At 43.1% G+C, this 21623-nt stretch carries 26 protein-coding genes; 10 read left to right on the top strand and 16 right to left on the bottom strand.

The genetic code is table 11. From position 1 onward, the window contains the following. Window positions 1–405, top strand: a 405-nt coding sequence (locus K1X84_10335) for a hypothetical protein (protein MBX7152028.1), incomplete at its 5' end; no start/stop codon positions are given. Window positions 406–416: 11 nt separating this feature from the next. Next, on the top strand, window positions 417–1502 hold the full coding sequence (locus tag K1X84_10330; GenBank protein ID MBX7152027.1) for a glycoside hydrolase: 1086 nt from the start codon (window positions 417–419) through the stop codon (window positions 1500–1502). A 2-nt stretch (window positions 1503–1504) separates the two neighbouring features. Here K1X84_10330 and K1X84_10325 read toward each other — a convergent pair whose 3' ends face one another. Both K1X84_10325 and K1X84_10320 read right to left on the bottom strand, forming a co-directional pair. After that, entirely contained in the window at window positions 1505–1891 is a 387-nt protein-coding gene (locus K1X84_10325; protein ID MBX7152026.1) for a YciI family protein, read from the bottom strand. After that, window positions 1888–2448 (bottom strand): hypothetical protein, encoded by a 561-nt coding sequence (locus K1X84_10320; GenBank protein ID MBX7152025.1) that lies wholly within the window; start codon window positions 2446–2448, stop codon window positions 1888–1890. Before K1X84_10320 ends, K1X84_10325 begins: the two co-directional genes overlap by 4 nt. A gap of 217 nt (window positions 2449–2665) precedes the next feature. Here K1X84_10320 and K1X84_10315 point away from each other — a divergent pair, with 217 nt between their 5' ends. The 8 genes from K1X84_10315 (at window position 2666) to K1X84_10280 (ending at window position 9804) form a co-directional block, all read left to right on the top strand. After that, a complete protein-coding gene (locus tag K1X84_10315; GenBank protein ID MBX7152024.1) occupies window positions 2666–3280 on the top strand; it encodes a TetR/AcrR family transcriptional regulator in 615 nt (204 codons plus the stop codon). Then, window positions 3277–4527 (top strand): TolC family protein, encoded by a 1251-nt coding sequence (locus K1X84_10310; GenBank protein MBX7152023.1) that lies wholly within the window; start codon window positions 3277–3279, stop codon window positions 4525–4527. Before K1X84_10315 ends, K1X84_10310 begins: the two co-directional genes overlap by 4 nt. After that, window positions 4524–5411 carry an HlyD family efflux transporter periplasmic adaptor subunit gene (locus tag K1X84_10305; protein ID MBX7152022.1) on the top strand — a complete coding sequence of 296 codons (888 nt, stop codon included), beginning with the start codon at window positions 4524–4526 and terminating at the stop codon, window positions 5409–5411. Before K1X84_10310 ends, K1X84_10305 begins: the two co-directional genes overlap by 4 nt. Before the next feature lie 18 nt (window positions 5412–5429). After that, entirely contained in the window at window positions 5430–6344 is a 915-nt protein-coding gene (locus tag K1X84_10300; protein MBX7152021.1) for an ABC transporter ATP-binding protein, read from the top strand. Continuing rightward, window positions 6341–7084: an ABC transporter ATP-binding protein gene (locus K1X84_10295; protein ID MBX7152020.1), complete on the top strand. Its 744-nt coding sequence runs from the start codon at window positions 6341–6343 to the stop codon at window positions 7082–7084. Before K1X84_10300 ends, K1X84_10295 begins: the two co-directional genes overlap by 4 nt. Next, complete coding sequence (locus K1X84_10290; protein MBX7152019.1) at window positions 7081–8187, top strand: ABC transporter permease; 1107 nt, start codon at window positions 7081–7083, stop codon at window positions 8185–8187. Before K1X84_10295 ends, K1X84_10290 begins: the two co-directional genes overlap by 4 nt. Window positions 8188–8268: 81 nt before the next feature. After that, window positions 8269–8598, top strand: coding sequence for a GxxExxY protein (locus K1X84_10285; protein MBX7152018.1), 330 nt, complete (start codon window positions 8269–8271; stop codon window positions 8596–8598). Window positions 8599–8685: 87 nt separating this feature from the next. Further along, window positions 8686–9804 (top strand): ABC transporter permease, encoded by a 1119-nt coding sequence (locus K1X84_10280; GenBank protein ID MBX7152017.1) that lies wholly within the window; start codon window positions 8686–8688, stop codon window positions 9802–9804. A gap of 45 nt (window positions 9805–9849) precedes the next feature. Here the strand turns inward: K1X84_10280 and K1X84_10275 are convergent, their stop codons facing one another. The 14 genes from K1X84_10275 to pepF form a co-directional block, all read right to left on the bottom strand. Further along, the gene (locus K1X84_10275; protein MBX7152016.1) at window positions 9850–10293 is read right to left on the bottom strand and encodes a hypothetical protein; all 444 of its coding nucleotides are present in this window, start codon (window positions 10291–10293) and stop codon (window positions 9850–9852) included. Between the two features lie 200 nt (window positions 10294–10493). Then, window positions 10494–10898 carry a cbb3-type cytochrome c oxidase subunit I gene (locus K1X84_10270; protein ID MBX7152015.1) on the bottom strand — a complete coding sequence of 135 codons (405 nt, stop codon included), beginning with the start codon at window positions 10896–10898 and terminating at the stop codon, window positions 10494–10496. Window position 10899: 1 nt separating this feature from the next. Further along, window positions 10900–11313 carry a hypothetical protein gene (locus K1X84_10265; GenBank protein ID MBX7152014.1) on the bottom strand — a complete coding sequence of 138 codons (414 nt, stop codon included), beginning with the start codon at window positions 11311–11313 and terminating at the stop codon, window positions 10900–10902. 78 nt (window positions 11314–11391) lie between these two features. Further along, window positions 11392–11901 carry a CopD family protein gene (locus K1X84_10260; protein ID MBX7152013.1) on the bottom strand — a complete coding sequence of 170 codons (510 nt, stop codon included), beginning with the start codon at window positions 11899–11901 and terminating at the stop codon, window positions 11392–11394. Between the two features lie 4 nt (window positions 11902–11905). Continuing rightward, complete coding sequence (locus tag K1X84_10255) at window positions 11906–12697, bottom strand: ABC transporter permease (protein ID MBX7152012.1); 792 nt, start codon at window positions 12695–12697, stop codon at window positions 11906–11908. Next, a complete protein-coding gene (locus K1X84_10250; protein ID MBX7152011.1) occupies window positions 12673–13404 on the bottom strand; it encodes an ABC transporter ATP-binding protein in 732 nt (243 codons plus the stop codon). Before K1X84_10250 ends, K1X84_10255 begins: the two co-directional genes overlap by 25 nt. Then, complete coding sequence (locus K1X84_10245; protein MBX7152010.1) at window positions 13401–14600, bottom strand: nitrous oxide reductase family maturation protein NosD; 1200 nt, start codon at window positions 14598–14600, stop codon at window positions 13401–13403. Before K1X84_10245 ends, K1X84_10250 begins: the two co-directional genes overlap by 4 nt. 34 nt (window positions 14601–14634) lie before the next feature. After that, a complete protein-coding gene (locus K1X84_10240; protein MBX7152009.1) occupies window positions 14635–15075 on the bottom strand; it encodes a nitrous oxide reductase accessory protein NosL in 441 nt (146 codons plus the stop codon). Then, window positions 15050–15670 (bottom strand): hypothetical protein, encoded by a 621-nt coding sequence (locus K1X84_10235; GenBank protein ID MBX7152008.1) that lies wholly within the window; start codon window positions 15668–15670, stop codon window positions 15050–15052. Before K1X84_10235 ends, K1X84_10240 begins: the two co-directional genes overlap by 26 nt. Before the next feature lie 72 nt (window positions 15671–15742). Then, a complete protein-coding gene (nosZ, locus tag K1X84_10230; GenBank protein MBX7152007.1) occupies window positions 15743–17704 on the bottom strand; it encodes a Sec-dependent nitrous-oxide reductase in 1962 nt (653 codons plus the stop codon). Between the two features lie 97 nt (window positions 17705–17801). Further along, entirely contained in the window at window positions 17802–18308 is a 507-nt protein-coding gene (locus K1X84_10225) for a cytochrome c (protein MBX7152006.1), read from the bottom strand. Window positions 18309–18328: 20 nt separating this feature from the next. Beyond that, on the bottom strand, window positions 18329–19051 hold the full coding sequence (gene ric / locus K1X84_10220; protein ID MBX7152005.1) for an iron-sulfur cluster repair di-iron protein: 723 nt from the start codon (window positions 19049–19051) through the stop codon (window positions 18329–18331). 91 nt (window positions 19052–19142) lie between these two features. Further along, entirely contained in the window at window positions 19143–19589 is a 447-nt protein-coding gene (locus K1X84_10215; protein MBX7152004.1) for an Rrf2 family transcriptional regulator, read from the bottom strand. Window positions 19590–19724: 135 nt separating this feature from the next. Beyond that, window positions 19725–21608: an oligoendopeptidase F gene (gene pepF, locus K1X84_10210; GenBank protein ID MBX7152003.1), complete on the bottom strand. Its 1884-nt coding sequence runs from the start codon at window positions 21606–21608 to the stop codon at window positions 19725–19727. Window positions 21609–21623: the final 15 nt, after the last annotated feature.

Here is a 21623-nt window from a genome sequence, read left to right as displayed (position 1 = left end):
GATATCTTAGCTGCCTTCATCAATGCTTCTATTTCATCAGGTTCAGGTCCGATAGTCGTTTTACAATTTATTGCAAGCGGCGTATTTGGACGGGATGCTTTTGCCGGGGGACCAATCATGGCCGTTTGGGGAGCTCTGTTCCATTATGGTATTGCGACTTCCTGGACAACGCTGTTTTTTTTATTATACCCAAAAATTTCTTTTCTCTGGAAAAGCGTAGCCGCCAACGCAGTTGGTTACGGCATCGTTGTATGGATTATCATGAGCCAAGTTGTACTGCCCCTTTCCAATACATCCAAATTCAAAAGCGATCCATTGCGAATGACAATAGCTGCGATCATTTTAATGATAGCCATCGGTTGGCCTATATCATACATGGCCCGACGGTATTATTCACGCACATGAAAATTAAAAATATGAAGCTCCTGTTTTCATTTTTTATGACCCTGATCATCGTCGGTGTGATGAGTTGCGATAAAAAAAAGAACACAGATCCACTTTTCTCTCTGACACCAGCATTATTACTTTCTGAAGGCAGCCCCACAAAAGATGAAGATCCCAGCTTGATCCTTGCATCGGATAACAAACTGTATCTCGCATGGTTCTCCGATCGTGGTAATAATCCGGATATTTACATTACCCATATCGATACCTCGATGATATGGAGCCCGCCGGTACGCGTAACGTTCGATCCCGGAGGCGATTTTAATCCAAGCCTTATCCAAACGCCGGACGGACAGTTTCACCTTACATGGTTTCGATGGACGGCGCCTTTTTTGGGAAACATCTGGTACAATACTTCAGCCGATGGCGTAACATGGGATACAACCGCCGAAGTCAAGGTCACAACCACGGCTGGCGTTGACGATTGGGTTCCGACTTTAGTACCATCCGCCGATGGTTCATTGTTGATTTATTTCGTCAGCGACGAACGTGACGCGATCAATCGCACTAATGAAATTTACGTCACAACTAAGTCAGCAGGTTCAAACACTTGGAGCGAACCTGTTCCGGCCACTGGAATTAATAGCATGACGCTGCACGATCACCTGCCATTTGCCAAACGAACAGGCGATAGTATTACACTGACGTGGGTTCGTTATGATACTTCCCAAGCTCTACCATGGCTCAATCCAAAATCCAGCGTGTGGTTCAGTTCATCGCAAAACGGTTTGAATTGGCAAGCGCCTCATCAACTTACAACCGATACGGGATCGGTAGTTAATCTTTTCCCAGGAATATTTGGCGATTCAAAAGAGGGGTGGAATTTTGTTTGGTTGTCCACGCGTTCAGGAACGCCCGAAGTTTATGAAATTCCAATAGACAATGCCGATCAATATCCATCCGGAATCCAAAAAAACGCGCTGCTGACTATTGAAGGAATGGGTAACGGCTATTCGCACAGAATTTCACCGACACCATCGCGCGGAATTTATCTGGGCGTTTGGGTACAAGGCCCTGAAGGACAACAAGATATTTATTACCGTTTTTTTGAGCGATAACGTTATTCCGCTTTTCGCATTAAAGCGGTGTAAAACGGCACCAATTGCGCCGTCATAATTCCCGCTTTTACGGCCGCATCATTTTCCATGATCGTCCGCGCTTCAGCCTCAGAATCAACTTCAAGAACAACGAGACCGAACTGGCTTGCATCGGAATTCAACGAACGTCCCGCCATGATGAGTCTGCCTTCACTCAAGTAGGTTTTTAATTGTTTGAAATGCGCACCGACAGCTTCGTTATCGCTTTGAGTCCAGTTTTTATCGTCAAGTAATCGCGGAATTAATTTCAACACATAAGCAAATTGCAATTTCTTAGTCTCTTTAGATTCCTGCGCTTGCAAAGAAAAACATAGCAAGCTGCACAACAGAAGCCCTGTAAATATTTTCATGATTTCTCCGCATTAATTTGGTTATATTCATGGCTAATTGCTTCAACCTGTTTTTTAATTTTTCTTAAAATTTCAATCCGAATCAACCCGCTAAATGGCCGCACAAACAGCCAATAAAAAGCGAATTTCATCCGACTGCTTTTATCCAAACACCGAACCCGTGTTTCGGTTGACAGAACGACCGACCTCTCGGTGATCGCCTGAATTCTGAAATTCCAAACGGCTTTGGCATACCCCGGCGTATTAAATGTATTAAAATCTTCCGGATCTATTTTTGAAATATTTCCCCTTGGTTTCCAAAACTGACCTACCAATCCCAAAACAATTTCATGAGAAGTATCCGCCAGCGGAATAAAGCCAATGCCTGTAAATCCTTTGGCAATTACTTTGGGTTTTGCATTCCCAAAACTGCGAATGAACATCAACAGCCTTCCAATGTACAGTTGACTCGAATCGAAGGCATGCAGCGAACGATAGACTGATTCCGCAGAAGCCCGAATTCGAATAGAATGAAACTCCGAAAATTGATATTCCGATAAAATGTTGTCGATCAGCATATTTCACCCTGAATAAAATACAATAGACAACATTATTTTTTTTTGCAAGAAGAAAAAACAAACATTTGCATTAAAATTTTAAAAAAAATCAGGCTTTTTTTAAAAATTTCTTGACAAATGCTCAAACGGACGCTATATTACGATTATTAACCAATTAGTTAAATTTAATGGTTAAATTAAACAGTTAAAGCGATTAAACATTAATTTTTAAAGAATTATGCAACACGAAACGACTATTTCTGAAGCCAAAATTATCGAAGCTGCACGTAATGTGTTCCACCGAAAGGGTTTTGACGGTGCCCGGATGCAAGAAATCGCTGACGAAGCCGGAATCAATAAAGCCATGCTCCATTACTATTTCCGAAGCAAAGATCAGCTTTTTGAAGCCGTTTTCAAAGAGGCGCTCGGAAGAATTTTTCCTATGTTGCTCAGTGTACTCATGTCGGACGAAACGGTTGAACAAAATCTAATGAAATTCATACCCACGTACATCGAAACGATCAAACAACATCCTTATTTGCCGGGTTTTGTATTACATGAAATGACGCGCAATCCTGAACGACTGACCAATATGGTACGATCGGTCGGAGTTGCCAGCGCACCGCCGAAAATTTTGCAACAATTGCAAAAAGGAATGGACGAAGGCCGGTACATAACGATCGCGCCCGAACAAATTCTCGTAAGCGTTCTCGCAGCCTGTATTTTTCCATTCGTTGCAAAACCGATGGTAAAAGTCGCATTAGGAATGGACGACGAAAAATTCGATCAATTTATTAATCAACGTAAAGAACAACTTCCTGAATTCATATTAAACGGGATCAAAAAGAAATGAACGTATTACTTTTCATCGGCCTGATGTTTTCGTCGCCTAACGACACGCTTCGCCTGGAACAGTGTTATGACGAAGCCGTCTCGGCTTATCCGCTGAGCGGTCAAACTCAACTGTACGAAAACATCACGCAGTTAAAACTCAAAAACCTGAACGCGAAATTTTTGCCTGAACTTTCGTTGACAGGACAAGCGGCTTATCAGTCGGAAGTTACGTCCGTACCTATTCAATTGCCGGGCGTGTCCGTGCCGAAACCGGATAAGGATGCCTATCAATTAACGCTTAATGGCAATCAATTGATCTTCGACTTCGGTTCGATCGCGAAACAAAAAGCTATCGAGGAATCGCAAAAGATGGTCGATCAAAAAAGCGTGGAAACGGAATTGTACAAACTCCGCGCGCAAGTCAACGATGCGTATTTTGGATTGTTATTGTTGCAGGAACAGGAAAAATCGCTGCAACTGACTGAAGAAGACGTCCTTTCCAAATTATCGGCAATTGAATCACGCGTCAAAAACGGAGCGATTTTACCTAGCAACGCCGATATTCTGAACGCTGAATTACTTCGGATTCGCCAAAATCGCGCCGAAGTGACGGCCAATCGCAAAACGCTCGTTACGACTTTGAAAACATTATTACACCGCGATGTCAGCGATAATGTTGTCCTGATCGTACCCAATGTACACACACAATTCACGCCGGTTTCTGCCGAAAAAAGACCGGAATATGCAACCTTTGCATGGTCGCAAAAGCGGCTTGATCGTTATGCCGAATGGACTTCACGCCGCAATCTGCCGAAAATTTCAGCCTTCGGTCAATATTCCTTCGGACAACCCGGATTGAATGTGTACGAAAAAGATTTCCATACCTATTATGTCGTCGGACTTCGTGTTACTTGGAATTTCTGGAACTGGAATACAGACGGCCGGGACCGGCAAGTTTATAAATTGCAACAGGACATTGTCCGGACGCAGAAAGAATCGTTCACTCAAAATCTGACGGTTGCCGCTGAAAAATTATTATCCGAAATGAAAAAGATGGAAACGCTGATCAAATTGGATCAGGACATCATTGCATTACGTAAAAAAGTGACTCAACAATTATCCAGTCAATTAGATAACGGCGTCGTAACGTCGTCGGAATATTTGACCGAACTTAATTCTGAACATCAGGCACGCCTGACGCTGGAAGTGCATAAGCTCCAGTGGCTGCGCGCTCAACAAGATTATTTAACCACCATAGGAGAATAAACGTGAAACACATTTGGATTTTAAGAATCATTTTGCTTGTCGGTTGTTCCGGCAATAATCATAAATCCGACGCCTACGGCAATTTTGAAGCAACCGAAATTGTCGTCTCGGCCGAAGCGTCCGGCAAGCTGCTCGCTTTTGAAATTGAAGAAGGATTAACGATTGAAGCCGGCAAAGCTGTCGGATATGTCGACACTGTTCAGCTTGAGCTGAAGCGTGCGCAACTGCTTGCCACGCGTCAAAGCGTCAGCGCCAAAGTCGCCAGTATTCTTGCCCAGATCGACGTACTCAAAGAACAGCGTCGCGTTGCCGAAACGGATAAAAAACGCCTCGAAAAATTATTCGGCGAAAATGCAGCCACTCAAAAACAACTGGATGACGTGAACGGGCAGATCAATGTGATCGACCGGCAGATCGTTTCGATTGAAACGCAGAACGCCACTGTGCTCAGCGACGTCAAATCACTGGACGCTCAAATCGCTCAAATTAACGACCAGATCCGTAAAAGCGTAATCGTCAATCCCGTGCACGGAACCGTGTTAACTAAATTTGCCGAGCCTAAGGAAATCGTAGCGTACGGCAAGCCTTTATATAAAATCGCTGACCTGCAAACCATGTTCCTCCGCGTATATATCAGCGGTGATCAATTGCCGCACGTCGCCATCGGCCAGAAAGTGCAAGTTTTGATCGACGAAACAAAAAGTGACAATCAATCAATGGAAGGAGAAGTCAACTGGATTTCGTCAAAAGCAGAATTTACTCCGAAGATCATTCAGACCAAAGAAGAACGCGTCAACATGGTGTATGCCGTAAAAATCAAAATACAAAACGACGGTCGCCTGAAAATCGGTATGCCGGGCGAAATTAATTTTATTAAAGAATAAACTGAAAATACATTTAATATGAACGCAGTTACAGTAAACGATCTTACCAAAACTTACGGAAAGATAACGGCTATTAACCGACTGAATTTTACAGTCAGCAAAGGCGAACTGTTCGGTTTCATTGGCCCGGACGGTGCCGGTAAAACGACGCTGTTTCGGATCCTGACGACGTTACTCATTCCCGACTCCGGCGACGCTAACGTGATTGGATTGGACGTGGTCAAGGATTTCAAAAAACTGCGTCCGCAAATCGGCTATATGCCCGGACGGTTTTCACTTTACCAGGATCTGACCGTTCAGGAAAATCTGGCATTTTTCGCAACGGTTTTCGGTACAACTATTGAAGAAAATTACGACCTGATCAAAGATATTTACATTCAGATCGAGCCTTTCAAAGACCGGCGGGCCGGAAAATTATCCGGAGGAATGAAGCAGAAACTTGCTCTGTCATGCGCGTTGATCCACAAACCGGAAATTCTTTTTCTCGATGAACCGACGACCGGCGTCGATGCCGTATCGCGACAAGAATTCTGGGAAATGTTGAAACGGCTTCAGGCTAAAAACATTACGATCATCGTGTCGACGCCATACATGGATGAAGCGAGTTTGTGCGATCGCGTAGCGCTTATTCAAAACGGCAATATTCTGGACATAGACTCGCCGGATAATGTGGTTAAGAAATTTGACAGACCGATATTGGCCGTTAAGTCATCGAACATGTTCGGCCTGCTAACTGCACTTAAAAAATTCCCAGATGCTTATTCGGTTTTTCCTTTCGGTGAATTCATGCACTACACAGACCGCCGGGGAAAATTCGAGCCGAAGGAAGTCATCAATTATTTAACACAACAAGGGCTTCAAAACATCGAGACAACATGGACGCAACCGACAATTGAAGATAGTTTTATGGCCCTGATGGAGCATCACGCATGAGTTACGCAATTCAAGCTGAAAACCTGACCAAACGTTTCGGTGATTTTATTGCCGTGAACGCCATTACCTTCGACGTCAAACAAGGCGAAATCTTCGGATTTCTTGGCGCTAATGGCGCCGGCAAAACAACGGCGATCCGGATGTTGATCGGTTTATTATCACCTTCGACCGGAAAAGCGAGCGTCGCCGGCTACGATGTATTCACTCAAACGGAAAGCATTAAGCGCAGTATAGGTTATATGAGCCAGAAATTCTCATTGTACGAAGATCTGACGGTTCGCGAAAATATTCGTTTTTACGGCGGCATATATGGCCTGAGCGATGAACAAATTAAAAACAAAACGGATTTTCTGATTCATAAACTGCAATTAGAAGACGCCGCGGATATGATGATCAGTTCATTGCCGCTCGGCTGGAAACAGAAACTTTCTTTTTCGGTGGCCATTTTGCACGAGCCGAAGATTGTTTTTCTTGACGAACCGACCGGCGGCGTAGACCCGATCACACGGCGGCAATTTTGGAATCTGATTTACGAAGCCGCAGCCGATGGCGTCACGATTTTTGTCACGACGCATTATATGGATGAATCGGAATATTGTGATCGCGTATCGATCATGGTTGACGGCAAAATCGAGGCGCTCGATACGCCGCGAGGCTTGAAACAAACCTTCGCAGCCGATTCGATGAACGATGTTTTTGTAAAACTAGCACGTCCGCAGAAGAAGGAAAATTTAATATGAAAAGTTTTCGCGGTTTTATTATCAAAGAATTTTATCACATTTTTCGTGACAAAAGAACCATGCTGATTTTGTTCGGCATGCCGATCATCCAATTGATCCTTTTCGGATTCGCCATCCGCAATGAAGTCAACGATGCCCGGATTGCCATTCTCGATCAATCCAACGATTATATGACTCAGGAACTTACTCAAAAAATCGCTTCATCCGGATATTTTATAATCATCGATCAATTGAAACCTGGCGGTGACATCGAATCGGTTTTCAAACAAAATCGCGTCAAAGAAGTGATCGTTTTTGAACCGCATTTTGCTCAACGCCTTCTGCGCGAGAATAGAGCCGCAGTTCAGATCATTGCCGATGCGACGGAACCCAATATGGCCAATATGCTGATCAATTATACATCGTCGATCATTCGCGATTATCAAACAGGATTGCGTGGTCAGACCGGCCCGCTCGTTCAGATCAATCCTGAAGTTAAAATGCTGTACAATCCCGAATTAAAGAGCGTTTACTTGTTTGTTCCGGGTCTTATCGCGCTGCTGCTGATGTTGGTATCGGCTTTGATGACGTCGATCACTATTGCACGCGAAAAAGAATTGGGCACAATGGAAATCCTGCTGGTATCACCGCTTAAGCCGGTACAAATCATTATCGGAAAAGTTATTCCGTATTTGTTTTTATCGTTCGTCAATACGTCGACGATCCTGCTGCTGGCGCGATACGTGTTTGGTGTGCCGTTTAACGGCAGTTATGGCTTTTTCTTCTTCGAGTCTTTTTTGTTTGTTGTAACGGCCTTATCACTGGGTATCATGATCTCGACGATTGCCAATTCACAACAGACGGCTATGATGTTTTCGTTGGCCGGGCTGATGCTGCCGGTCATTATTTTATCCGGTTTTATTTTTCCGATCTCGAGCATGCCTGCAGCCCTTCAGATCATCAGCAATATTGTTCCGGCCAAATGGTTCCTGATCATTGTGAAAGGCATTATGCTCAAAGGCGTCGGCATTGAATATCTGTGGAAAGAAACGCTGATCCTCGGCGGAATGATGGTGTTCCTAATATCCATCAGCGTAAAAAAATTTAAGATCCGTTTACAGTGAAATTCGCCACAGAGGCACGGAGAACACAGAGATGGTTATTAAATAACACTAAGCTGTCGCAACCACTAAGGAAAATAGACGATGGAAATTAATAAAATTACCGAGAAAATCATCGGCTGTGGAATTAATGTACACAAAACCTTAGGACCTGGATTACTTGAATCGATTTATGAATCAGCTCTTTGTATTGAATTAGAAGAATCAAGATTGACTTTTGAAAGACAAAAATCAATCCCTGTTGTATATAAAAATAAATCAATCGGGGAATTCCGCGCTGATTTAATCGTTGAAAACCAGATCGTAGTTGAACTCAAAAGCGTAGAGCGAATGGATCCGGTTTTTCACGCACAAATTCTGAGCTATATGAAATTAGGAAATTATAGAATTGGGCTGTTGATTAATTTTAATTAAAAAATATTAAAAGACGGCATTAAACGTTTCATATTATAAAAGCACTCTGGGACCTCCGTGTCTCTGTGGCAATATTAAAGGCAAGCTATGAGAACCATTAAATTTTTAGTTCAAAAAGAATTCCTGCAGATTTTCAGAAACAAAGGCATGTTGCCTATTATTTTTGTCATGCCAATTGTTCAATTACTCATTTTATCCAATGCGGCAACATTTGATATTAAGAACGTGACGTTTCATCTTATCGACAAAGATCAAACAACCGTGTCTAGACAATTGGCTGAAAAATTCAGCGCATCAGGATACTTTATTCTTAAAAATGCTTCATTTTCAAACGATGCATCCCAGCAAGATTTGAAAAGCAATACGGTGAATATGGCGTTGGAAATTCCGAAATTTTTTGAGCGCGATTTAGAGAATACCGGCAAAGCAAAGGTTCAACTTACGATTAATGCGGAAGACGGCAATTCGGCCGGACTCATCCAATCGTATTCGGCGACAATTATTTCCAATTTCGCACAGGAAATAGCGGGTAAAAACATAACGCCCGGTGTAGCGCTTCCTAATACTATTCAGATCGAACATTCTTTTTGGTACAATCCAGAACTCAATTATAAAACATACATGATTCCAGGAATTCTCGTTGCTCTGGTCACGATGATTGGATTATTTCTCAGTGGTATGAATATTGTACGTGAAAAAGAGATCGGTACTATTGAACAACTTAACGTTACACCGATCAAAAAGCATCAATTCATCATCGGTAAATTATTGCCATTTTGGGTGATCGGCTTGTTTGAATTGGCTTTTGGCCTTGTAGTAGGAAAATTTGTTTTCAATTTACCAATTACGGGAAGTTTCGCACTGATTTTTGGAACGGCGGCGATCTATTTGTTGGTCGTACTTGGTATCGGACTTTTTATTTCTACTGTTACGGATACGCAGCAACAGGCAATGTTTATTGCCTGGTTTTTTATGGTGATCTTTCTCCTAATGGGTGGACTTTTTACACCGATTGACAGCATGCCGGCCTGGGCTCAAAAAGTTACGCTGTTCAATCCTGTTGCTCATTATGTACTAATGATGCGTAGCATTTTATTGAAAGGATCCGGATTTTTGGATTTGTACGATCACATTGCAGCGTTATCGGTTTTTGCGGTTCTGATGTTGTCGATGGCGGTTTTACGATATAGAAAAGTAAGCGATTAAAATAAAAAAGGCCGCCCGAAAGCGGCCCTTCATGTGGAGAGACGGTTAACTAAAATGGGGAACTACTTGTGGAGCGACCGGACCATCGGAAGTCATCGGTCGTTTAGTGATTGATTCATCTTTTTGTTGGCTCAACGAATGGATGAAAGTTTCCATCCGGTCTTCAATGTCTGTCGAGATAACAAATTCTTCTTTGATCAATTCATGAATTTCATCCAATGCCGTCTCGAGGTCATCAGCAATCTGTTTGAAAATTGCTTTACACTCATCCGTTACTTGTAGACGGGACAACTCTCTGGCGTTCAATGAAACCGTACGCCTTAATGAATTTTCCCCTACAATTTTTTCAACATCTTGAATGAACTTCATGGCCGAATCCTTAATTGAGCGGTTGTGTGCTTTGCTCTTGACTCGTAGTATATAATTTTCCAAAGCCAGGTCGTTTTCGGTCAAAAAAACTTTTTTTTCTTTTTTATCACTCGGATTCATATGCTCGCCTTTAATTAAAAATTACAATCAGTTTTAATTAAAGGCATAAAAAATGCCAAGCCGAAAACAATCCTTGAAATATTATAAATTTTGAACTTAGTGAGAACCACCCCACTTCATTCATACTTTGAATATCTGGAATATATGTCTAAAAATCAATACTACTTTCGGATGAATTTCCATACTTATTCAGCTCTGTACTATCCGAAAGGATGAATTCTAGGCCATGCATGGACAGCGAAGCCGACGGCAGACCCTATTTCCATCAACCGGCCTATTAAAATAAACGTATTTTCCCATAAAAAAATTTCTGAGGAACATATGGTTAAAACTCCGGTATTGAGCAATAAGAAGATCGTCCACACAAGCCATAAACGTCCGCGCACCGGCTCGATTCCATGTCGTGGAAGTATCCAATACGCAACACCAAACACTAAATTGAGCATCCACCCGATAAAAAGCCACTCGATGTGCACCGGGAGCAATCGCCATATCAACGGCGATAATGGTATCCCTTTATTGACCAACATTAAAGCACCGATTGAAAAACCGGCAACAAAATACAGTAATGCAGCTCGAATGAACCAAACGCTTAATGACGGCATTTCATTTTCCTTTCACGCGCTTCCATATCTGCACCGCATAAACTACTCCACCGAACCACAATAAACCAGCCGATACCAAAAGAGGTATAGGCTGATCCGGACGTACATATACGAGAGGTTCACCAACAGCACGCGCTAAAAGTCCGGCATTAATGCAGAAGTAAACGAACCATCCGACTCGATCCGATCCACGCGGGTGTTCGCGTGACTGCGCGGGAAACATCCACCAACTGACGCCAATGATAATTTGGGTGATCCATCCGATCATAAACAGATGAAAATACACCGGCGTCATCGCCGGCATAAAAAGCCATGCGTCAAAGAGAGATGGAATTTTCAGAGTAACGCCAAGTATAAAACTGGCTACAAAATAAACGAGCCCTGTTTTAATAAACCAACGTGATAGAGCGGGCATAATGGTTTTATTAAGTATTTTTTATAAAATAGTCTTTATCAGTTCGGGTTGTTTTACGAACTCTGGAGTGTGCAATCTTCACCAAGGCCACCCACGTATTAGCATGATCGCACACATCAGAACGCATAATCCTAAAATCAAATTGACTCGCCCGATCCAGCTTGCCACTTTGCGGTAATTTTGTGAAGCCTGTGAATCGGAGTTTTCTTTCCAATGCGCGGTTGCTTTCTGCCCGATATAAAAATCATGAATCGCGCTGAGCATAAAAATAATAGCGACCAGAACTAACTTAACAGCAAGCGTTTCTCCAAAATATCCTGTCCACATCCCTGATGAAAAATAATCCGGCAACCGATAACCTCTGAAATATAAATTGATCGAACCTGTCAGAAGCAACGTCCATAAACTTAGCCACCCGACATAACGAAATCGCAAACCAATCCATTCAACCATTGAACCGGCCATGCCCTGAAATTCTTTTTTTCTGACCATGGGAACCATTGTGGTAACAAAAAACATCAATCCGCCGATCCAAACCATCGCGCTCAACACGTGAAGAAAAATTGATATGAGATACCACAAACGCATATGTTTAAAAGTCTTTTTTACGAAAATATCGCAAGCCCAAGAAAAATGGCGTCACGATCCACAAAATTAAAACGGTCATCGATATACCGAGACCAGTGCCGGCGCTAAAAAAATGATGAAATACCGCGCCGGTATAACCCATCATCGCCGAAACATTAAATTTCAAAAGCAGCATGACGCGAGCAAGATCAACAGGATTGGCCATGCTCATACCGATCATCACAGTCTCCAGAGGATAATCGTCAAACCAATAAATTATCAACAAAATAAAACCGTCGTACACAACGGTAAAAAACATCCAGATCAACATCGCTGCTCCGATGCCTTTGACCTTGTCCTCGTAGCGAATAGCTATCCAGAAAGCGATTGCCGTGAAAATCCACGTCAGCAATACGCCGGTAATAAGCAGCAATATTAGGGATGAAAAATACCGGGCGTCCACAGCGCCTTCTAATAAAAATGGTAAGCCTGTTCCAAATACAAATCCGGCCGAAAGCGTAAAGCTGAGCCCGCAATAAATGCCCCAATAAATATTTTTACGATCAATCGGCTGCGATAACAGCAATTCAATAAATTCGCGAGAATGATAGACGTACATCGCGCCAAAAATAATGCTCGCAAGCGGGATGACAGCGAGAATAATATTCATCAGGCTGACAATGACTTTGGCATCCGTACCGGCAAACCGGAAAAGCCCATCGGTAATAACAAGAAAAAATATTGCATAACCGGCCATCCACTTGCTGCGCAAGATGTTATGAAATTCATACTTCAGGATTTTTGCAGTTCCGTCCATGCCGGCCGTCCTTTCATCAAAGTTGCTATCGCGCGCTCAAGATTGCGTTCACCGGTAAAGCGCACCAGTTCCTCGGTCAAGCCTTCAAAGTAAATTTTTCCTTCCAGTAAAAATACGATATGTTCGGAAAGTTCTTCCAATTCGCTCATAATGTGTGACGTGAGAATAAACGTTTTTCCGTTATCACGTTCTTTTAAAATTTTATCTTTCAAATTACTGCTGGCAATCGGATCGAGTCCCGCGGTCGGCTCGTCCAGAATCAAAATTTGCGGCTTAAATAAAAACGCAATCACCGCACTGACTTTCTGACGCGTGCCTCCGGAAAGAGTCCGTATCGGTTTATCCCATTCCTTGCCAAGATCAAATGCTTCAAAAAGTTCCATATCCGTTTCGCCGGGACGATGCCGTAAATCCTGTACAAGTGCGATCAATTCTTTGAGGGTGAGGTTCTCGGGAAATCGGGCGAGCTGCGGCATGTAGCCGATTTTTCGCCGATAATCCGATCGACCGTTGACCCGCTCGTTATCGATCAAAATTTCGCCCCGATCAGGGAATACGAGCCCGAGAACGCTTTTGATCAATGTCGTTTTACCGGCGCTGTTGGGTCCCACGATGGCCGTAACTTTACCCGGTTCCACGGATAAATTAATACCTTTGAGCACTTGAAGCTTTTGATAGCTTTTTTCAAGCGATTGAATCCGTATCATGGCAATCTCCGCATTCGTGGATTCGCATCGGTCAGCGTTTCAGGTGTCAGCGCCGGAATCACCGATTCGGCCGCATCGATCACATCGATCAGAAAACTACGAAGTAAAATCAATGCGGTCGGATATTGTTCGATTAATAATGAAAATAAACGGACGGGACGAAACGGTACATCGCCGACGCCGTCGCGGTTAAGATCGTACCCCTCGTATGCGCTCCAGTAATTGGAATCGAATACGTTATAATTCTGGCGGCTGTTCGTTGCAACATCAAAGGCATTTCCTATGAAATTGTTTTGGGAAAACACATTGTCCGTAGAATTCGCCATAATGCGCACCGCCCAGCCATTGTTTAGAAATTCGTTGTCCGAAATGCGATTCCGGCTCGTGCCTTCGGCGTGAATACCGACGGTATTATTCATAAACGTATTACCGGTAATTTCGCTTCCGGTGATATCTTTTAACAAAATGCCGTATGAAGCCGCTCCCCAATTATCTTCGAAACGGTTGCCTTGCATCGTTATGTTTTTGGTATACATCACCGCAACTCCGGCGCTGTTACCTTTGAAAAGGTTATTTTTATATACGCACGTATCTGAAAACATAAAATGAAGTCCATAACGAAGATTGCCGATACTGTGATTGCCGGTAATCGTCGAACGTTTGACGAATTCAAAATATATTCCGTCGCGGTGGCGCTGAATGGAATTATTCTCAATAGTAATGTCGTGGCAATTCCATAAGTGAATACCATTACCGGAACTGGCTTCTTTCTCAGCCGCAGCGACAAGATCGTTTCCACGAATCGTACAAAACCCGGACTTTGACAAATAAATGCCAAAAAAAGCATTACGAAAACGATTATCGATGATATTTGAGTTATCGGATTCAATGAGTTTTATTGCGGCGTTGTCTTGAACGTAACTCACGCCGACATTTTCAAAAGTTAAATTGTTGACCGTAACGCCGGAGGCCTTGACTGTCAGAATTTGAAATTTATTTTCACCGTCAAGCACCGCCCCGTTCTCTCCGGTCAAAGTGATCGCGCGAGTGATTTCAAGCGCTCCTTCTCTATAGATACCTGATTTGACAATAATACGGTCGCCATCTCGGGCAGATTCGATGGCAGAACGGATCGTTCGGAACTCACCACTTTCTCCGACAATCAATTCCTTGGCCGAAACAATGTTGATCCACATTAAAAATATGTAAAAAACTTTTTTCATTTATGCGTTATTTGTTCGTGTGATGCGATTCCACACGCACCTTGACTTGTTGCCAATCCAGAACATCGCCGTCAAACTGTGTTTGCATCGAACGTGCATCATTGACATCAGCATAACCTGAAAGAAACATTCCCATCGGGCTTGGAATATTCGTACTTTGCAGGAATTGAGCCTCATCGGTACGTATCCATTTTCCAGGGTTTTTAAAATCGGTAATCCACATTGAATGAATTTCATTATCTGGAATTTGTCCTAAGTACGCGGCAAGACATTCTATAGAATCAAATTTATAAATTTTTCCTTTTTGAGTAATCAATTCTGATCCGAATTTTTCATCGGCAATGATCATGCGGCAATGAGCACAGGCATCGTGTCCATATTGAATTCCTTCAGGCTGCCGGTTGCATCCGATGATGATCAAACTAATGAGCCACCAATACGTTTTCATTTTTTGCATCTTTCGATGAAATATTTGTTGTACGTTTTTCTCTGTACCACACGATCACGGCCAATAAGAATGATAACCCCGCTAACGCGCCGCCGATGTAAGGCAACGATGTCGTTCGCATATTGAGCAGTTGCTTGGTCCCGATCAGCGGCGGCTGATACGTCATACCCGGAACTTTGATCGGCGCATCGGGATTCAAATTATGTCCGTAATCATATTCCCACAAATAAAAATCGACCAAACCCGCTACAAGGACTATTAAAAAAATTCCAATCCAAACCAACAACCAATTTCGGTCACTGAGAAATGTTACTAAAAACCCTGACACGATCAAAAAGCCGACGATATACGGCATCAGTGTTAATTCAGGAATCGATTCAGGTGTAATGATTTTCATTCCGATATAATGATTGAGTCCATTGATCGTTTTCAGATCATTAGGATTTTGACCGGTAATCTGATCGATCCAGATATACAATCCCAATCCTTCAGGATATTGAGGCGCATCAAGCTTGATCCACCACAGCGGCGTAAAGTACAAACCGATAAGAATCAGTGACGCAGCCAGTAACATGATTTTCGATGATGATTTCATGACAATTCTTTCACAATCAAATTTAAAAGAAAAGGAGTTGCCGAAATTGTTTCGACAACCCCTTTTTATCCTTTATTTGCCTGTTCCAAACGAAAGTGGCACGTTAGTATTGGTTTCCGATACACGAACATAGCCTTGCATTTCCTGGTGCAGCGCAGAACAAAAATCCGTACAATAAAACGGATAGATTCCGGCTTTTTTCGGCGTCCAACGATAGGTCAAAGTCTCACCCGGCATGATCAAGAGTTCGGCCGTATTGCCACCTTTGATCGCAAATCCATGAGGAATATCCCAGTCTTGTTCGAGGTTAGTCACATGGAAATATACTTCGTCGCCGACTTTTACTCCTTCGATATTATCGGGAGTGAAGTGTGAACGCGACGCAGTCATGTAAATGTGTACCTCCTTGCCTTTCTTCTCGACCCGCGCATCTTTTTCGCTCTTGGTCACATACGGATGCTTATTCTCGTTGATGTCATAAATTTTTCTCTGATTTTTCGTCACTAATTCTGCCGCGATTCCTTGTGCATAATGAGGTTCGCCTACCGTTGGAAAATCCAACAGCAGTTTCATTTTGTCGCCGCTAATATCGATCAATTGTGCGGATTGATTTAATTCAGGTCCGGTCGGAAGATAGCGGTCTTTGGTAATTTTATTCATCGCGAGAAGATATTTTCCCCAGGGTTTGTGGCTATCGCCGCCCGGAATCATCAAGTGACCGATGGAATAATAAGCAGGAATACGATCGACAACTTCCCACGTTCCTAATTTCCATTTTGTCACTTCAGATGAGACGAAATGCGATGTGTACGCATATCCTTTTCCGTCAAATTCCGTATGCAATGCGCCCAGACCGGCTTCCTGAACTTCACCTGCAATCACCGCATCGTATTTCAGTACTGGAATTCCTTCCACCTCACCGTCAAACGCTTTGTCTTCAATAGCTTTTTGAATTTTTGCAAACGCAAATACCGGAATGACGGTGGCTAATTTTCCTCCGCCAACAATATACTCGCCTGACGGATCAACGTCTGCGCCGTGCGGTGATTTTGGGCAAGGAATCAGATACATCATGTCCGGACAATCCGCCGGTATCAGCATTTTGACGCCTTTATTCAGATTGGATTCCGCCATTTGGGTCGATTCGTTAAAAACGTTGTGATAATATTCTCCGCCCCAATCTTTGGCTTTTCCCTGCTTCACATACTCTTCGGCTTTTTTCCAGTTAACCGCCAAAATAAAATCTTTATCTTTTTGGCTCGCGTTAATTTCCAATAACGTATGGGCTTGTTCGGTATTATACGTCGAGAAGAAAAACCACCCGCTGGAAGGCCCCTTTCCCGCATGGCTCAGATCGTAGTTAAATCCGGGAGCCAGAATTTGAAACGCAATACTCATATCGCCGGACTGCGGGTTCACTTTGACAAATGACAGACTGCCTTTAAAATTTTCTTTGAAACTGTTGATTGGAACATCGCGATCGGGAATCGGCACGCTGAAGCGTGTTGCCGCAACGATGTATTCCGTATTTTCCGTAGCGAAAGGTGAAGCATGATTACCGCCGCTGTTGGGAATTTCAAGAATTTCGGCCGTACGGAAAGTAGACAGATCGATGCGGGCAATACGCGGCGTATTGTTGGAATTAATAAACAACCACCGACCGTCGGGTACATCGTTGGTTTTTGACAGTTCCGGATGGTGACTGTCATCCCACGGGATGAATCCGTGGGTACTATTTAACATATTTTTCGTCTCATCAGTGTATCCATAACCGTTCTCCGGATTAACGGCAAACACTGGAATGACGCGTAATAAGCGCCCGCTGGGTAATCCATACGCCGCTACTTGCCCGCTAAAACCGCCGGACAAAAACGCGTAGAATTCGTCATAGCTTCCCGGAGCCACATAGACTTTGGACGCCGCGTCGCTCGAGCCGGCCATTTCTTTTTTGCCGGAGCAGCCCCACCAGAATATAAATCCTACGGCCAGCGCGAGGGCTATCTTCACGCCGGTTCGTTTCCAAGTCGAAAACATAATCCACCTCCACCTAATGTGAGTTGATGTTAAGTTCGCTGCAATCGCCATTGCAGCTATAGTTATTACGCCGAAATCGTTTCAGCGTAGACAACAATTACTTCTTCTTCTGTTCTGCCGAATAACGGAAGTATTCCAAAATGGCCATCGCTTCGTCCTTCGTGACATTTTGGAATGTCATCGGTGTCATAAATTCCGCCAATAATTTCTTAGCATCCGGATGTTTTTTGATCATTTCGTCCGGATTGAGAATCATGTTGACGATGTATTCCGGTTTGCGGCGTTTCGTGACTTCACGGAGCGGCGGCCCGACATAACGGTCGTCCAACCGGTGGCAGGAAAAACATTTGGTCTCAAAAACTTTCTCGCCGGTTTTGGCTAATGTTGCGTTGACGGCCGCCAGTTTAAATTCGGCCGTAATCGGTCCGACTCCGTGTTCGAGTTGAAACGTGTTGAGTCCCGACGGATTCGATTTGACTACATTCGATCCGGTATTGGCCGCGGTTTTAACAGGCTCTTTGCCGTTTTCTCCGGAAGCTTCTCCGCACGACCAGAGCATGACGCTGGTAACGAGCAGAACCATAAGCATTATTTTGGTTTTCATAATTCCTCCAATCAATTGATTTATAAGTTAACTTGTTTTTCGAGTTCAATGGCTTTAGGAAACAGAATATTGTTTTCGAGGTGAACATGCTGATGCAAATCACGTTCAAATTCTTCCAATTCGGCAAAACATACGCGATAAGTTGTGCACGCGTCTTCCGGCGGAGTAAAATTATTGCTCAGACGGCGAATTTGTTTCAAGGCATCGCCGGCTTCTTCATGTTCGATTACCATCACGCGAATTGGATTTTCGACGGTGACAAATGGCGGATATTCTTTAGAAATACGACCGTCGCGGATGTCAATCAATTTTTTGATGAATGGAAAGAGTATGTTCTCTTCGTTGTGCATATGCCGAATAAGTTCTTCTTTAACAGCCTCGAAGTGAGAGCCGATGGAGCCTAGTTCCGGATGACGTGAGCCGTGAACTTCGATTAATTTTCGAAGGTGAGCGGTCAATACCTGTAATTGATTGCGAACGAAACTATGATGCCGGTTGACGATGTAGTCAGCGAGAAAATCGATTTCCCATGCATCAAAATTTTCAACCCGACCTGCAGTGTTTTTCAATTGTGCTACATCGTTCAGAACTTTTTCCGGGTCGATTCCTTTTTCCGCACATCCTTGACCGAGCGACTTTTTGCCACCGCAGCAAAAATCAAGACCATATTGCTCAAAAACAGCTGCAGTCCGAAAATCATTCTTAACAATTTCACCGATCGAAGTTGACGTCTGAAAATCCATTGATTTATCTCCTTATTGTATTTAAGACTCTTTTATCTTAATTTGATTCAAAAAAATAGCTTTAATTAATAATATATTGATTATTTGATACTTATACTGTTATTGCTAATGATGAAATCCTGAAATTATTGTCTTTTGTTTTTCGAGCAAGGTGTCCCAGGGATGTTTGTTCAAAAGTTCGTTTAATTTGATCTCTGACTCCTACCATTTCATCGTGGAGCGGGCATGGTTTATCAAAACCGCAATTGGGAAGGCCTAAAACGCACTCTTTAAAAAGATCCATGCCATCAACCGCTTTTACAATTTCGATCAAAGAAATGGTATCTTCTGCTCTTGCCAAAGCTACTCCACCTTTGGCTCCCCTAAACGAAGTCATAAGATTATTTTCAGTAAGTGTCTGTAAAATCTTAGTTAAAAAATGAAAAGGAATATCAAGCTTCTCCGCAATTTCACGAATAGATACATAACCGTTCTTACCATTGGCGGTGACATAAAGTGCAGCCCTGATCGCATATACGCAACTTTTGGAGAGTATCATAATTCGGACTCCTTTATCCTAATATAAGATATGAATTGCCGTTTGTCAATAACGAATTGCAAAAACACGATTTTTAAACAAAAAAGGCTATCCCGTTTCAAGGATAGCCTTTTCACCTGATTTAATAAGAATTTATTATTTTTTCATCTTATCTAATATCTTCTCCATCTCATCCATCACTCGATTCATTTTCTTCATCGTCAGTTCTAATGGTTGAGATGTTGTCATATCGACGCCGGCTTTTTTGAGCAAATTGATGGGATAGTCCGAACCGCCTGCCGCGAGAAATTCCATATATTTTTTAGTCGCTTCTTTATCGCCGGCTAAAACTTTTTCAGACAAAGCTGCCGAAGCGGTAAACGACGTGGCGTATTGATACACGTAGAAATTATAATAAAAATGAGGAATATACGCCCACTCCGTCTTCATTTCATCATCAACGATGCACACGCCTTTGTCATGACCATAATATCGCTTGGTCAATTCCATGTAGATCTCGTTGAATTTATCGCCCGTTAGCGCTTCGCCTTTTTCGGCAGCTTCGTGAATTTTCATCTCAAATTCTGCAAATTGCGTCTGGCGGAAAACCGTTCCTTTGATATTTTCCAAATAACTACCGAGCAGGGACAACTTCACTTTATCGTCTTTGATCTGCTTCAACATGTAATCGATGAGCAGCGCTTCATTGAACGTCGAAGCAACTTCCGCAACAAAGATGGGATAATTGGCCGTCGCGTACGGCTGAGTTTTATTGGAATAATAGCTTTGCATCGTGTGACCAAGTTCATGTGTCAGCGTACTCATATCGTCGTATTTGCCGTTATAATTCATCAACATGTACGGATGCACGTCGTACGCGCCGCCGTTGGAATACGCGCCTGAGCGTTTACCCTCCGTTGGATACATGTCGATCCAACGTTCCGAAAAGGCTTTTTTTGTCACGCCGATATAGTCATTGCCCAGCGGTGCAAGCGAAGCGATAATATTCTGCTCGGCCTCGCCGACGGAATACTTCAGATCGACATTATCGAGCAACGGCGCATACAGATCGTAATAATGCAATTGATCTAAACCAAGAATCCTCTGGCGCAATTTCAGATATCGGTGAAACGTTGCCAAATTATCGTTCACGCCTTTGACGAGGCTTTGATAGACGCTGACCGGAATGTTATTGGCATCGAGTGCGGATTCCATAGCGGAATCATATTTCCTGGCTTTTGCAAAAAACATATTCCGTTTGACGCCGGCATATAATTGAGTGCCGTACGTACGCCGAAATTCATTAATCTTACCAAAAAAAGTAGCAAATACTTTTTTACGATCTTCGCGATTACGCAGCGTCCGTCCGATTTGAAAGTTGGCCTGATCGAGTTTTAATTTTTGACCGTCACTTAAAGTGACTTCCGGATAAGGAAATTCAGCGTTAGAAAAAATATTGAAGATGCTGTAGGACGCATCGGCCATCAGCCCGGCATCGGCAATAATTTTTTCTTCGCCGGCAGTACCGGTATGCGCCTGGCGGCGAAGCAAGTCATCCAGATAGAATCTATAAATTTCAAGTTTCTTTTCTTTGGCAATAAATCCGTCGACGATCTTCTTATCCATTTTCAGAATTTCAGGTTCAACAAACGACGTGATCGCTCCAAATTCTGATCCAACCTGGCTCATTTCCTGAACCATACCGAGGTATTTGGATTCCCGCGTATCCTGATCCGAATTCATACTGGCGTACACGTAGATGCGGGTAAACGTCTTATTCAATTCGGTAACCAGATCCAAACATCCGAGCAATTGCTGGGACGATTGATTCAATGTGCCTTCATAAGCTTTGATTTTTTTAAAATCCTGGACGAGTTTTTTTTTAGCCGTTTTCCATGCATCATCCGACGGATAAATATGAGTGAGGTCCCATTTATATTGATCGGCAATTTTGGTACGGTCTTTTTCCTGGGCAAAAGCGCTTACTGTTGCAAAGACTAAACAAAAGAGCATGATCCCGGTTAATTCGATATTGTGCATAATAATCCCTTTCTA

This window comes from bacterium (genome assembly GCA_019695335.1).
Taxonomy (GTDB): Bacteria; CLD3; CLD3; order SB21; family SB21; genus JABWBZ01.
This window is presented reverse-complemented; position numbering and strand designations above follow the sequence as displayed.